This is a genomic window from Mycobacterium sp. TY815 (assembly GCF_030755135.1).
GTDB lineage: Bacteria > Actinomycetota > Actinomycetes > Mycobacteriales > Mycobacteriaceae > Mycobacterium.
In genome coordinates this window covers 159923-175062 of sequence record NZ_JAUFRX010000003.1, presented here as the reverse complement: position 1 = coordinate 175062, position 15140 = coordinate 159923, and the positions used below count along the sequence as shown (strand labels likewise).

At 68.9% G+C, this 15140-nt stretch carries 7 protein-coding genes; 5 read left to right on the top strand and 2 right to left on the bottom strand.

Annotation, left to right across the window (positions count from 1 at the left end; genetic code table 11):
• The first annotated feature begins 3 nt into the window (after positions 1 to 3).
• From QXK92_RS26525 to QXK92_RS26515, 3 genes are read left to right on the top strand one after another with little or no spacing between them, the layout of a single operon-like run.
• Positions 4 to 768, top strand: coding sequence for a decaprenylphospho-beta-D-erythro-pentofuranosid-2-ulose 2-reductase (locus QXK92_RS26525; protein ID WP_306246776.1), 765 nt, complete (start codon positions 4 to 6; stop codon positions 766 to 768).
• Positions 769 to 770: 2 nt separating this feature from the next.
• On the top strand, positions 771 to 2729 hold the full coding sequence (locus tag QXK92_RS26520; protein ID WP_306246773.1) for a galactan 5-O-arabinofuranosyltransferase: 1959 nt from the start codon (positions 771 to 773) through the stop codon (positions 2727 to 2729).
• Positions 2729 to 5995, top strand: coding sequence for an arabinosyltransferase domain-containing protein (locus QXK92_RS26515; protein WP_306246771.1), 3267 nt, complete (start codon positions 2729 to 2731; stop codon positions 5993 to 5995). The genes QXK92_RS26520 and QXK92_RS26515 overlap by 1 nt, the downstream gene beginning before the upstream one ends.
• On the opposite strand, the gene QXK92_RS26510 is transcribed toward QXK92_RS26515, so the two are convergent.
• Both QXK92_RS26510 and QXK92_RS26505 read right to left on the bottom strand, forming a co-directional pair.
• Positions 5992 to 7059 carry a diguanylate cyclase gene (locus QXK92_RS26510; protein WP_306246769.1) on the bottom strand — a complete coding sequence of 356 codons (1068 nt, stop codon included), beginning with the start codon at positions 7057 to 7059 and terminating at the stop codon, positions 5992 to 5994. The two genes, QXK92_RS26515 and QXK92_RS26510, sit on opposite strands and share 4 nt — an antisense overlap.
• Positions 7060 to 7080: 21 nt before the next feature.
• Positions 7081 to 8205 carry a BTAD domain-containing putative transcriptional regulator gene (locus QXK92_RS26505; RefSeq protein ID WP_306246767.1) on the bottom strand — a complete coding sequence of 375 codons (1125 nt, stop codon included), beginning with the start codon at positions 8203 to 8205 and terminating at the stop codon, positions 7081 to 7083.
• Positions 8206 to 8465: 260 nt separating this feature from the next.
• Between QXK92_RS26505 and QXK92_RS26500 the strand changes: the two genes are divergently transcribed.
• A complete protein-coding gene (locus QXK92_RS26500; protein ID WP_306246765.1) occupies positions 8466 to 11753 on the top strand; it encodes an arabinosyltransferase domain-containing protein in 3288 nt (1095 codons plus the stop codon).
• Positions 11750 to 15043, top strand: coding sequence for an arabinosyltransferase EmbB (gene embB, locus QXK92_RS26495; protein ID WP_371934603.1), 3294 nt, complete (start codon positions 11750 to 11752; stop codon positions 15041 to 15043). Before QXK92_RS26500 ends, embB begins: the two co-directional genes overlap by 4 nt.
• Positions 15044 to 15140: the final 97 nt, after the last annotated feature.

Sequence of the window (15140 nt, the reverse complement as noted above, 5' to 3'; positions counted from 1 at the left end):
CCAATGGTTCTAGATGCCGTGGGTAACCCCCAGTCCATCCTGCTGCTCGGAGGCACCTCCGAGATCGGGCTGGCCATCTGCGAGCGGTACCTGCAGAACGCCAAGGCGCGAATCGTGTTGGCCGCCATGCCCGAAGACCCGGGCCGCGACGCCGCGGTGGCGCAGATGAAGGCGGCCGGCGCACGCTCGGTCGAGCTGGTCGACTTCGACGCCCTGGAACCCGACACCCATCCCAAGGTGATCGACGAGTGCTTCAGCAACGGTGATATCGACGTGGCGATCGTCGCGTTCGGGTTGCTGGGTGACGCCGAGGAGCTGTGGCAGAACCAGCGCAAAGCCGTGCAGATCGCCGAAATCAACTACACCGCAGCGGTTTCGGTGGGTGTGCTGCTGGCCGAGAAGATGCGCGCGCAGGGGTTCGGGCAGATCATCGCAATGAGCACGGTGGCCGGCGAGCGGGTGCGCCGATCCAACTTCGTCTACGGGTCCACCAAGGCCGGTCTCGACGGCTTCTACCTGGGCCTGTCAGAGGCGCTGCGGGAGTACGGGGTTCGGGTACTGGTGATCCGGCCAGGTCAGGTGCGGACCAGGATGAGCGCCCACGTCAAGGAAGCACCACTGACCGTCGACAAGGAGTACGTCGCCAACCTCGCGGTGAACGCGTCGGCAAAAGGTAAGGAATTGGTTTGGGCGCCAACAGCATTCCGTTACGTGATGATGGTGTTGCGCCACATCCCGCGGAGCATCTTCCGCAAGCTGCCCATCTGAGCATGCGCAACGCGCTGGCCACCCTGGGCCAGATGGCGCTGGCGGCTGTGGTGGCCGTCGCGGTGTCGGTGGTCTCGCTGGCCGCGATCTCCCGGGTGCAATGGCCCGCCTTCCCGTCGTCGAACCAGTTGCACGCACTGACCACGGTCGGACAGGTGGGGTGCCTGGTCGGACTGGTCGGCGTCGGCTGGCTGTGGCGCTCGGGCCGGCTGCGCCGGCTGGCCCAGCTCGGCGGGCTGGTGTTCGTCTCCGCCTTCACTGTGGTGACGCTGGGCATGCCGCTCGGCGCCACCAAGCTGTATCTGTTCGGCATCTCGGTGGACCAGCAATTCCGCACCGAGTATCTGACCCGGCTCACCGACAGCCCGGCGCTGCACGACATGACCTACATCGGGTTGCCGCCGCTCTACCCGCCGGGCTGGTTCTGGATCGGCGGCCGCGCGGCGGCGCTCACCGAGACGCCGGCGTGGGAGATGTTCAAGCCGTGGGCGATCACGTCGATCACCATCGCGGTCGCGGTCGCGCTGGTGTTGTGGTCGCGAATGGTGCGGTTCGAATACGCCCTGCTGGTGACCATCGCGACCGCCGCGGTGACGCTGGCCTACAGCTCGCCGGAGCCCTACGCGGCGATGATCACCGTGCTGTTGCCGCCGATGTTCGTGCTGACGTGGTCGGGCCTGCGCGCCGCCGGGCGGTCTTCTGATGCCGACCCTTCCGCCGACGGTGCGGCCAGCCGCACACTCGAAGCCGACGGTGCGGCTGGCCGCACACTCGGCACCCAGGGCGGCTGGGCGGCCGTCGTCGGCGCCGGTATCTTCCTTGGCTTCGCCGCCACCTGGTACACGCTGCTGGTCGCCTACAGCGCCTTCACGGTGACGCTGATGGCACTCGGTCTGGCGGTATCCCGGTGGCGCTCCGGCGGCGGCCGGGCCGCGCTGGACCCGCTGCGCCGATTGGTCGTCATCGGCCTGATCGCGGCGGCGATCGCGTCCACCACCTGGTTGCCCTACCTGCTGCGAACGTTGAGCTCACCGACCAGCAACAGCGGCAGCGCTTTCCACTACCTGCCCGCTGACGGCGCCGAGCTGACCTTCCCGATGCTGCAGTTCTCGCTCCTGGGCGCCGGCTGCATGCTGGGCACGCTGTGGCTGGTGGTGCGGGCACGGTCGTCGGTGCGCGCCGGCGGCCTGGCGATTGGTGTGCTCGCGGTCTACGCGTGGTCCGTGCTGTCGATGTTGACCACCCTGGCGCGCACCACCCTGCTGTCCTTCCGGCTGCAGCCGACGCTGAGCGTGCTGCTGGTGGCGGCCGGGGTATTCGGATTCGTCGAGTTCGCGACGGCGCTGGCCGCACGCAGCCGGGCGGCGCTGCCAGTCGCCACGGCGCTCGGGCTGACCGCGGCGATCGCGTTCAGCCAGGACATTCCCGACGTGCTGCGCCCCGACCTGACGATCGCCTACACCGACACCGACGGCGACGGCCAGCGCGGCGACCGGCGCCCGCCCAGTTCGGAGAAGTACTACCCGGCCGTCGACGCCGCCATCCGGAAGGTCACCGGCCGGCCGCGTGATCAGACCGTGGTGATGACGGCCGACTACAGCTTCCTGTCGTTCTACCCCTACTGGGGCTTTCAGGGCCTGACGTCGCACTACGCCAATCCGCTGGCCCAATTCGACAAGCGCGCCGCCCAGATCGAGAGCTGGTCGAAGCTCAAGAACGCCGACGAGTTCATCGGGGCGCTGGACAAGCTGCCGTGGCCGCCGCCCACCGTCTTCGTCATGCGCCGCGGCGCCGGCAACACCTACACGCTGCGGCTGGCCGAGGATGTCTACCCCAATCAGCCCAACGTCCGCCGCTACACAGTGGACCTCAAAGCCGCCCTGTTCAACGACCCGCGTTTCGCCGTCGAGACCATCGGACCGTTCGTGGTGGCGATCCGCAAGCCGGTGCCGAGCGCTTGATGGCGACCGAACAATTACCATCTACCTCCGTGGACGATGCGGGAGCAAACTACCGGATCGCTCGACTCGTTGCCGTCATCGCCGGACTGCTGGGGGCAGCGCTGGCGCTGGCGACCCCGCTGCTGCCGGTCAACCAGACCACCGCCCAACTCAACTGGCCGCAGAACGGCACCTACGGCAGCGTCGAAGCGCCGCTGATCAGCTACGTGGCCACCGACCTGAACGTCAGCGTCCCGTGCCAGGCCGCCGCGGGATTGGCCGGGCCGCAGAACGCCGGCAAGACCGTGCTGCTGTCAACGGTGCCCAAACAGGCACCCAAAGCGGTCGATCGCGGGCTGCTGCTGCAGCGCGTGAACGACGACCTGGTGCTGATCGTGCGCAACGTCCCCGTGGTGGCGGCGCCGCTGAGTCAAGTGCTGGGCCCGGACTGTCAGCGACTGACCTTCACCGCCCACGCCGACCGCGTCATCGGTGAGTTCGTCGGCCTCAAACAGGGCCCGACCACCGAGCATCCCGGCGCGCCGCTGCGCGGGGAAAAGAGCGGCTATGACTTCCGGCCGCAGATCGTCGGGGTGTTCACCGACCTGGCCGGTCCGACGCCGCCCGGCCTGAGCTTCACCGCGACCGTCGACACCCGCTACAGCAGCAGCCCGACGACGCTGAAGATGGCCGCGATGATCCTCGGGGTGCTGCTGACCGCGGCCTCCCTGATCGCGCTGCACGTGCTGGACACCGCCGACGGCACCCGGCACCGCCGCTTCCTGCCGTCGCGCTGGTGGTCGGTCGGCGGGCTGGACGCGCTGGTGATCGCGGTGCTGGTCTGGTGGCACTTCGTCGGCGCCAACACCTCCGACGACGGCTACATCCTGACCATGGCCCGGGTGTCCGAACACGCCGGCTACATGGCGAACTACTACCGCTGGTTCGGCACGCCCGAGGCACCGTTCGGCTGGTATTACGACCTGCTGGCGATGTGGGCGCATGTCACCACGGCCAGCGTCTGGATGCGGCTGCCGACCCTGCTGATGGCGCTGACGTGCTGGTGGGTGATCAGCCGCGAGGTCATCCCCCGGCTGGGTCACTCCGTCAAGAAGAGCCGGGCCGCGGCATGGACGGCGGCCGGGATGTTCCTGGCGGTCTGGCTGCCCCTGAACAACGGCCTGCGGCCCGAGCCGATCATCGCCCTGGGCATCCTGCTCACCTGGTGCTCGGTGGAGCGGGCGGTGGCCACCAGCCGGCTGCTGCCGGTGGCCGCGGCGTGCATCCTCGGCGCGCTGACCCTGTTCTCCGGCCCCACGGGCATCGCGTCCATCGGTGCCCTGCTGGTGGCGATCGGCCCGTTGCGGACCATCCTGCATCGTCGCTCCAAACAGTTCGGACTGCTGCCGCTGATAGCGCCGATCCTGGCGGCCACCACCGTCACCGCGATCCTGATCTTCCGGGACCAGACGTTGGCCGGCGAAGCCCAGGCCACCTTCCTCAAGCAAGCCGTCGGCCCCAGCCTGAAGTGGTTCGACGAACACATCCGTTACGAGCGGCTGTTCATGCCCAGCCCCGACGGGTCGGTGGCGCGCCGGTTCGCCGTGCTGGCGCTGATCCTCGCACTGGCGATCGCGGTGGCAATCTCGTTGCGCAAGGGGCGGATTCCGGGTACCGCGGCCGGGCCGAGCCGCCGCATCATCGGCATCACCATCATCTCGTTTCTGGCGATGATGTTCACCCCGACGAAATGGACCCACCACTTCGGCGTGTTCGCCGGCCTCGCGGGGTCATTGGGGGCGTTGGCCGCGGTGGCGGTGACCGGCGCGGCGATGCGGTCGCGGCGAAACCGCACCGTGTTCGCCGCGGCCGTCCTGTTCGTGATGGCCATGTCGTTCGCCAGCGTCAACGGCTGGTGGTATGTATCCAATTTCGGTGTGCCGTGGTCTAATTCGTTCCCCAAGTGGCGCTGGTCGCTCACCACCGCGCTGCTCGAGCTGACGGTGATCGTGCTGTTGATCGCGGCGTGGTTGCACTTCGTCGCCAGCAACGACGACGGACCACCCCGAACCCGGTTAGGCGCTCGCCTGTCACGAATTCTGCAGTCCCCGTTGGCTATTGCCACCTGGTTGCTGGTTCTGATGGAGGTCGTGTCGCTGACCCAGGCGATGATCTTCCAGTATCCGGCGTGGTCGGTGGGACGGTCGAACCTGCAGGCTGCGGTTGGTTTCAAGACCGGTAAGACCTGTGGGCTGGCCGAGGACGTCCTGGTCGAACTGGATCCCGAAGCCGGGATGTTGGCGCCGGTGTCCGCCCCGGTGGGTGACGCACTGGGCGCGGGCCTCTCGGAAGCGTTCACTCCCAACGGGATTCCGGCCGACGTTTCGGCCGACCCGGTGATGGAGCGTCCAGGTGACCGCAACTTCGCCAACGAGGACGGGGTGATCACCGGCACCGAGGCCGGCACCGAGGGCGGCACCACCGCCGCACCGGGCATCAACGGCTCCCGGGCGCGATTGCCGTTCAACCTCGATCCGGCCCGCACCCCCGTGCTGGGCAGCTGGCGGGCCGGTATCCAAGTGCCGGCGATGTTGCGGTCGGGCTGGTACCGGCTGCCGGCCAAAGATGAACGGCATAAGACACCACTGCTGGTGGTGACGGCGGCGGGCCGGTTCGACGCCCGCGAGGTTCAGGTGCAGTGGGCCACGGACGAGGAGGCCGCGGCCGGAAAGCACAGCGGTTCAATGGGATTCGCTGACGTCGGGGCTTCTCCGGCCTGGCGCAACCTGCGCGCGCCGCTGTCGGCCATCCCCGACTCCGCGACCCAGATCCGTTTGGTGGCCGACGACGACGATCTGGCCCCGCAGCACTGGATCGGCCTCACCCCGCCACGGGTGCCGCAGCTGCGCACGCTGCAGGACGTGGTGGGCTCGAAGGACCCGGTATTCCTGGACTGGCTGGTGGGGCTGGCGTTCCCGTGTCAGCGGCCGTTCGGCCATCAGAACGGGGTCGACGAGACACCCAAATGGCGCATCCTGCCCGACCGCTTCGGCGCCGAGGCCAATTCGCCGGTGATGGACAATCTGGGCGGCGGCCCGCTGGGCATCACCGAACTGCTGGCACACGCGACCACAGTGGCCAGCTACCTCAAGGACGACTGGTTCCGGGACTGGGGTGCGCTGCAGCGGCTGACGCCCTTCTACCCCGATGCCGCGCCCGCCCGGCTGGAACTGGGCACCGTCACGCGCAGCGGGTTGTGGGATCCGGCGCCGCTGCGCAAGAGCTAAATCCGGTCCATCGGCTGGTGGATGACACACGTCGCGCCGCCGGACCGCTTCGCCTCGTACATCGCAGCGTCGGCGTGCCGCAGCACGTCGTCGATCGAGAAATAGCGATCACCGGCGACCTGCGTTGCGACCCCGATGCTCGCGGTGAGCGCGAGCGCGCCGATGTCCACTCGGGCCAACGGCATCAGGCGGTCGACGACTTCTGACACATCGCCCGCGCTGCCGAACACCACGAGCACCAGTTCGTCGCCCCCGATCCGGGCGGTGATCTCGTCCGGTCGCGCCAGGGCCCGCAGTTCCTTCGCCATCTCGATCAGGGCGGTGTCACCGACCACGTGGCCGTGCGCATCGTTGAGAGCCTTGAAGCGGTCGATGTCGCATACCGCCACGACCACCGTCGCCGACGGGGCGAGCCGCCGCACGGCGACTTCGATCGCGGCGTACAGCCCGCGCCGGTTGCGCAGTCCGGTCAGCGGGTCGTACCGCGCCGAGCGCGCGGTTCTCCCGATCGCGCGCCGCCCGCCTTCGATGAGCGCCAGACCTCCCAGCGGCACCGCCACCACCCAGGCCAGGGCGGGCATGTAGAAGACGAACAGGTCGAACAACCCCGCATGCTGCTCGGCCACCGCCCAGGCCGTGATGGAACCGATCACCAGGGCACCGAAGACACAGTGCGCGTAGAGGATTCGTGCCCCCAGCAGGAAAGCGGCGAAGATGCCGACGATGCCCAGATACAACGTCGCGCAGAGCCGCGCGTCAGTTTCGGACAGAGCCGCCGCGCCGAACGCGGCCGCGCAGTCCGCCCACACGACGAACACCACGGCTTGCCGGTAACCGGGGAACCGGCCGAACAACCAGCGCATCCCGTAACCCACGGCGGTGACCATCGCGACGATGTGCACCGACTTGGCGACCACGCCCACGGGACGGGCCGGATGAAACTGGACGGCCACCAGCAGACCGGCCGCGACGAAGCAGGCCCCGGCGACCACCGTGGTGAACGCCCGCGTCATCCGACCCTCGCGCAGCGCCTCCGTCGCAAAACGATATTCCCGCCTGCCCACGCCCCGGACCTTCCCGTGATCTCAGACAGGCCGGATCTCGAAGACGAACTCGCATCCGCCGACGCAGACGCTGTCGCCGTGGGACAGCGTGGTGCTCCCCCGGATCAGTTCACCCCGTACCTCGACACCGTTGGTCGAGCGCAGGTCGGTGATCACGAAGCCTGATCCGGTGTCCGCGATGACGGCGTGGTGGCGGCTGACGTCGTTGTCGTCGAGCACGATGTCGTTGTCGTTCAACCGCCCGATACGGGTGGTCGCGCCCTTGAGCTGGTAGGTGCGTCCGAAGCGGTCCCGCAACCCCGCGGCCACCGACGTCGACAGCGTGGTCCTAGTGTCGATCCGGCTGCGCTTGCGGGTGCTCTTGACCGCCTGTTTGGTGACGATGGGCTCCTGGCGCAGGATCCGTTCGTGCAGGTCGCTGACCGTCGGCCCGGGATCGATACCCAGCCCCTCGGCCAGCGCCGTCTTCAACTGCCGATAGGCGCCGAGGGCATCGGACTGGCGCTCGGTGACGTAGTAGGCCGTGATGAGCTGCGCCCACAGCGGCTCGCGGTAGGGATGTTCGGCAGCCAGCGCCTCCAGCTCACCGATCACGGCATCGGCACGCCCGCACGCGATCTCGGCCTCGGCGCGAGCACTGTGCGCGGCGACCTTGTCTTCGAGGCATTTGGTGGCGAAGGGAGCCACGAAGTCGAAGTCACGCAGGTCATCGAGGACCGGGCCGCGCCATTCGGCCAGCGCCGCGGACAGGTGACTGCTCGCCTCCTCGAACCGGCCGGCGGCGGCGGCCTCGACTCCAGCGGCCTTGGCGGCGGCAAACCGGCCCAGGTCGTAATCGGAGTCCGCCACATTCAACTGGTAGCCCGGCGGGGCGCTCGCCAGTACGCGGACCGGGTCAACGCCCCCGTCACGCAACAGCCGCCGCAGGTTGGAGATGTGGGATTGGATGCTGGTCCGGGCCGCCGGCACCGGGGATCCGTCCCACACCGCGTCGATCAGCGAATCGACCGAGACCGGCCGGTTGCGATTGATCAACAGCACCGCGAGCACCGCCCGCTGCTTGGCGGGGCCGACCGATACCGGTACGCCGTCCACCGACAGTTGCAGCGGCCCGAGCACACCAAACCCGAGACCCGAGTTCGTCATCGCGCTGCCAGCCTTCCGGGAGATCAAGAGTCCTGGCTAGTTCTCCGGCAATATTGTGACCTCTGGGGGCGTCCCGTTTGGCAAAGCCCCACCATTTCGGTGTGGCGGCGGCGGCAAGTGCGCGGAATCCGCGGCTTCGGCAGCGTCGCCTGCGGATCGACGGACCGGCCGGCGCCCCAGCCCCGAAAGGCAACTCCGGAGGCTGAACCCCGGCCCCGCATCCGAAGACCACTCAGTCGCGTCGCCTACGATCGAGCCTCGTGTCCCCCGACGGTAATCAGCGGTCCCACCGGATCGCCCGGTTAGCAGCCGTCGTCTCCGGCATCGCCGGTCTGCTGTTGTGCCTGCTGGTTCCGCTGCTTCCGGTGCGGCAGACCACGGCGGCCATCCTGTGGCCGCAGGGCAACGCCCCGGACGGCAACATCAGTCAGATCACGGCGCCGTTGGTGTCGGGAGCGCCGCGCGACCTGGACATCTCGATTCCCTGCTCGGCCATCGCGACGCTGCCGGCCAGCGGCGGTCTGGTGGTCTCCACGCTCCCCTCCGACGGCTTCCAGACCGGCAAGCACGGTCTGTTCGTCCGCGCGAACAAAGACTCCGTCGTCGTCGCGTTCCGCGACACCGTCGCCGCGGTGGCGCCCCGCGCCAAGATCGCGGCCGGCGGATGCAGCGTGCTGCACGTCTGGGCCGACGCGGGCGGCGCGGGAGCGGACTTCGTCGGTATCCCGGGCGCCGCCGGGCGGCTCGACCCGGAGAAGAAGCCGCAGGTCGGCGGGATTTTCACCGACCTCAAGGTGCCCGCACAGCCAGGGCTCTCCGCGAAAGTCGACGTCGACACCCGGTTCATCCTGCGGCCCACCGCCCTCAGGACGCTCGCGATGGTGCTGGGCGCGCTCGCGGTGCTCGGCGCCATCGCCGCGCTGGCGGTGCTGGACGGGCTGAGCCGGGGCGAGACACTGCGTGGCTGGCGCCCGCGGTTGCCGAAGATCAGGGCGGGCATCGCCACCTGGCTCGCCGACCTCGTGGTGATCGGAACCCTGCTGCTCTGGCACATCATCGGCGCCACCTCCTCCGATGACGGCTACAACCTGACCATCGCCCGGGTGGCTCCGAAGGCCGGCTACAACGTCGACTACTACCGCTACTTCGGCACCACCGACGCACCGTTCGACTGGTACTTCGGGGTGCTGTCCCGGATGGCGTCGGTCAGCAGCGCGAGCGTGTGGATGCGGCTTCCCGCGACGCTGGCCGCCATCGTCTGCTGGCTGCTCATCAGCCACTACGTGCTGCGTCGGCTGGGCCCGGCGCGGGGTGGTCTCGGCGCGAACCGGGTGGCGGTGTGGACGGCCGGGGCGGTGTTCGTGGCCGCGTGGATACCGTTCAACAACGGCCTGCGCCCCGAGCCGCTGATCGCGCTGGGCGTCATGGTCACCTGGATCCTGGTGGAGCGGTCCATTGCGCTGGGACGGCTGGCTCCGGCGGCCGTCGCGATCATCGTCGCGATGCTCACCGTGACGCTGGCTCCGCAGGGGCTGATCGCGCTGGCGCCGCTGTTGACGGGTGCCCGCGCCATCGCCCAGACGATCCGCCGCCGCCGGGCCACCGACGGCCGGCTGGCGCCGATGATCACCCTGGCGGCGTCGTTGTCGCTGATCACGGTGGTGGTGTTCCACAGCCAGACGCTGGCCACGGCGGCCGAGTCGGCGCGGATCAAGTACACGGTCGGCCCGACGATCGCGTGGTACCAGGACTTCCTGCGCTACTACTTCCTCACCGTCGAGAGCAACGCCGACGGGTCGATGGCGCGGCGGTTCTCCGTCCTGGTGCTGCTGCTGTGCATGTTCGGGATGCTGTTCGTGCTGCTGCGGCGCGGCCGGGTGGCGGGGCTGGCCAGCGGACCGGCCTGGCGGCTGATCGGCACCACCGCGATCGGCCTGCTCTTGCTGACGTTCACGCCTACCAAGTGGGCCATCCAGTTCGGCGCCTTCGCCGGGCTGACGGGTGCGCTGGGCGGTCTCACCGCCTTCACCGTGGCACGGATCGGCCTGCACAGCCGGCGCAATTTGGCGCTGTATGTCACCGCGCTGCTGTTCGTGCTGGCCTGGGCGACGTCCGGCATCAACGGCTGGTTCTACGTCGGCAACTACGGCGTGCCGTGGTACGACATCCAGCCCGTCATCGCCAGCCACCCGGTGACGACGATGTTCCTGATGCTGTCGATCCTCACCGGCCTGCTGGCCGCCTGGTACCACTTCCGGATGGACTACGCCGGACACACCGAGGTCAAGAACAACCGGCGTAACCGGGTGCTGGCATCGACTCCGCTGCTGGTGGTGGCGGTGATCATGGTGGCGGGCGAGGTCGGTTCGCTGGCCAAGGGCGCGGTGTTCCGCTATCCGCTGTACACCACCGCCAAGGCCAACCTGGCCGCCGTGCAATCCGGGCTGTCACCGACCAGCTGCGCGATGGCCGACGACGTGCTCGCCGAACCCGACTCCAACGCCGGAATGCTGCAACCCGTGCCGGGGCAGGAATTCGGCCCCGACGGCCCGCTCGGCGGGGTCAATCCGGTGGGCTTCAAGCCCGAGGGCGTCGGTGAGGACCTGAAATCCGACCCGGTGGTGAGCAAGCCCGGCGTCGTCAACTCCGACGCGTCCCCGAACAAGCCCAACGCCGCCATCACCGACTCGGCCGGCACCGCCGGCGGCAAGGGCCCGGTCGGGGTCAACGGCTCGCACGCGGCGCTGCCGTTCGGTCTGGACCCCGCCCGCACGCCGGTGATGGGCAGCTACGGGGAGAACAACCTGGCGGCCCGCGCCACCTCGGCGTGGTATCAGCTGCCCGCGCGCCGGCCGGACCGGCCCCTGGTGGTGGTCTCGGCCGCCGGGGCCATCTGGTCCTACAAAGAGGACGGCGACTTCATGTACGGGCAGTCGCTGAAGCTGCAATGGGGGGTGGCCAAACCCGACGGCAGCACCCTGCCGCTGGGCGAGGTGTTCCCGATCGACCTGGGCCCGCAGCCGGCCTGGCGCAACCTGCGGTTCCCGTTCGCCTGGGCGCCGCCGGAAGCCAATGTGGCCCGCATCGTCGCCTACGACCCGAACCTCAGCTCCGAGCAGTGGTTCGCGTTCACGCCGCCGCGGGTGCCGGAGCTGGAATCGCTGCAGCGCCTCATCGGGTCGCAGACCCCGGTGCTGATGGACATCGCGACGGCGGCCAACTTCCCGTGTCAGCGGCCGTTCTCCGAGCACCTCGGTATTGCGGAGCTGCCGGAATACCGCATCCTGCCCGACCACAAGCAGACCGCCGTCTCGTCGAACCTGTGGCAGTCCGCCTCGACCGGCGGCCCGTTCATGTTCACTCAGGGTCTGTTGTGGACGTCGACCATCTCGACCTATCTGAGCGGCGACTGGTATCGCGACTGGGGTTCGGTGGAGCAGTATCACCGGCTGATTCCCGCCGACCAGGCCCCCGAAGCCACCGTCCAGCAAGGTGTGACCACAGTGCCCGGCTGGAGCCGGCAAGGACCGATTAGGGCCCTCCCATGACCAGTCCCGCCAGCCCTTCCGCGAGCCCCCTCCCCCCGAGCAGACGCGAAATCGCACAAAATCGGGCGGATTCAGGCGATTTGACGTTCCCCCGCAAGCGGGAGGTACCCCCAGCTCGCGAGACGAAGGTGACCCGGTGGGTGGCAACGATCGCCGGGCTGATCGGCTTCGTGCTGTCGGTCGCCACACCGCTGCTGCCGGTTGTGCAGACCACCGCGATGCTCAACTGGCCGCAGAACGGCCAACTCAACAGCGTGACCTCGCCACTGATCTCGCTGACACCGGTCGACTTCAAGGCGTCGGTGCCGTGCAGCATCGAGCGCGACATGCCGCCCACCGGCGGCGTCATCCTGGGCACCGCACCCAAGCAGGGTAAGGACGCCAACCTCAACGCGCTGTTCGTTGTGGTGAGCGCACAACGGGTGGACGTCACCGACCGCAACGTGGTGATCCTGTCGGTGCCGCGCGATCTGATGCGGTCCCCGCAGTGCGAGCGCATCGACATCAGCTCGACCCACGCCGGGACGTTCGCCGAGTTCATCGGGCTGAAAGACCCGCGCGGCGCCCCGCTGCGCAGCGGCTTCCCCGACCCGAACCTGCGCCCACAGATCGTCGGGGTGTTCACCGACCTGACCGGCCCCGCACCACCCCAGCTGAGCCTGTCGGCGACCATCGACACCCGGTTCTCCAGCACCCCGACCACGCTGAAGCTGCTCGCCATGGTCGGCGCGATCGTCGCCACCATCGTCGCGCTTCTTGCGCTGTGGCGACTCGACCAGCTGGACGGCCACCGGATGCGGCGGTGGATCCCGGCCAACTGGCGCACCTTCACCCTGCTTGACGGCGTGGTGATCGTCGCGTTCCTGCTCTGGCACGTGATGGGCGCCAACTCCTCCGACGACGGCTACATCCTGGGCATGGCGCGCGTCGCCGACCGCGCGGGCTACATGTCCAACTACTTCCGCTGGTTCGGCAGCCCCGAAGACCCGTTCGGCTGGTACTACAACCTGCTGGCCCTGATGACCCATGTCAGCGACGCCAGCATCTGGATGCGGCTGCCGGACCTGGTCGCCGGGCTGATCTGCTGGCTGCTGCTGTCGCGCGAAGTGCTGCCCCGACTCGGCCCGGCGGTCGCGGCCAGCAAACCCGCCAACTGGGCGGCGGCAATGGTGCTGCTCACCGCGTGGATGCCGTTCAACAACGGCCTGCGCCCCGAAGGCATCATCGCCCTCGGATCGCTGGTGACCTACGTGCTGATCGAGCGCTCGATGCGCTACAGCCGCCTGACGCCGGCCGCGCTGGCCATCATCACCGCCGCGTTCACCCTGGGCGTGCAGCCCACCGGCCTGATCGCGGTTGCCGCACTGGTGGCCGGTGGCCGCCCGATCCTGCGGATCCTGGTGAAGCGCCGCCGCATGGTCGGCACGTTGCCGCTGTTGTCGCCGATGCTGGCCGCCGGCACCGTGATCCTGACCGTCGTGTTCGCCGACCAGACCTTGTCGACGGTGCTGGAAGCCACCCGTGTGCGCAGCAAGATCGGGCCCAGCCAGGCCTGGTACACCGAGAACCTGCGCTACTACTACCTGTTCCTGCCGACCGTCGACGGTTCGCTGTCGCGCCGGTTCGGCTTCCTGATCGCCGCGCTGTGCCTGTTCACCGCGGTGTTCATCATGCTGCGGCGCAAGCGGGTGCCCGGTGTGGCGCGCGGTCCTGCGTGGCGGCTGATGGGCGTCATCTTCGGCACCATGTTCTTCCTGATGTTCGCCCCCACCAAATGGGTGCACCACTTCGGGTTGTTCGCCGCGGTGGGTGCGGCGATGGCGGCGTTGACGACGGTGCTGGTGTCGCCAGCGGTGTTGCGCTGGTCGCGCAACCGGATGGCGTTCCTGGCGGCGGTGTTCTTCGTGGTGGCGCTGTGTTTCGCCACCACTAATGGCTGGTGGTACGTATCCAGCTACGGCGTCCCGTTCAACTCCACCATGCCCAAACTCGGCGGAATCACGGTCAGCACAGTCTTTTTCGCGCTCTTCGTGATCGCCGCGGTGTATGCGGCGTGGCTGCACTTCGCGCCGCGCGGCAGCGGCGAGGGGCGGGTGGCGCGCTTTTTGACGACCGCGCCGGTTGCGCTGGCGGCCGGCTTCATGGTGCTGGTGTTCGTCGCGTCGATGGGGATCGGCATCGTGCGCCAGTACCCCACCTACTCCAACGGCTGGTCGAACCTGCGGGCGTTCGCCGGCGGCTGCGGACTGGCCGACGACGTGCTCGTCGAACCGGACACCAATTCCGGCTTCATGACGCCGCTGCCCGGCAACTACGGACCGCTCGGTCCGCTGGGCGGCAGCGACCCCGTCGGCTTCTCACCCAACGGCGTGCCCGAGCACACCGTGGCCGAGGCCGTGGTGATGAAGCCGAACCAGCCCGGCACCGACTACGACTGGGACGCCCCGACCAAGCTCAAGACACCCGGCATCAACGGCTCGACGGTGCCGCTGCCCTACCAGCTCGACCCGGCGCGCGTGCCGCTGGCCGGCACTTACACGACCGGCGCGCAGCAGCAGAGCCGGCTCGCGTCGGCCTGGTATCAGCTGCCCAAGCCCGATGACGGGCACCCGCTGGTCGTCATCACCGCGGCCGGCAAGATCGCCGGCAACAGCGTGCTGCACCACTACACGTCCGGCCAGACCGTCGTGCTGGAATACGCCCGGCCCGGGCCGGGGGCCCTGGTACCGGCCGGGCGGATGGTGCCCGATGACCTGTATGGCGAGCAGCCCAAGGCCTGGCGCAATCTGCGCTTCGCCCGGGACAAGATGCCCGCCGACGCCGTCGCGGTGCGGGTGGTGGCCGAGGACCTGTCGCTGACGCCGGAGGATTGGATCGCGGTGACCCCGCCGCGGGTGCCCGAGCTGCGGTCGCTGCAGGAGTATGTCGGCTCGACGCAGCCGGTGCTGCTGGACTGGGCGGTGGGCCTGGCGTTCCCGTGCCAGCAACCGATGCTGCACACCAACGGCGTCACCGAAATCCCGCGGTTCCGCATCACCCCGGACTACAACGCGAAGAAGCTTGACACCGACACCTGGGAGGACGGGGTCAACGGCGGCCTGCTCGGCATCACCGACCTGCTGCTGCGCGCCCACGTCATGGCGACCTACCTGTCGCGCGACTGGGCCCGCGACTGGGGTTCGCTACGCAAGTTCGACACGCTCGTCGACGCGCCGCCGGCGCGGCTGGACCTGGGTGAGGCGACACGCAGTGGGTTGTGGTCGCCGGGGCAGATCCGGATCAAGCCCTAACGCGGCGCCGATGCGGTCCGCGTAGTGCCGTCGTCGAGCCTGTAAATACGCAGGCCGTTACTCGGGGCAGATCCCCTGCCGATCTGCAGGCTCGACG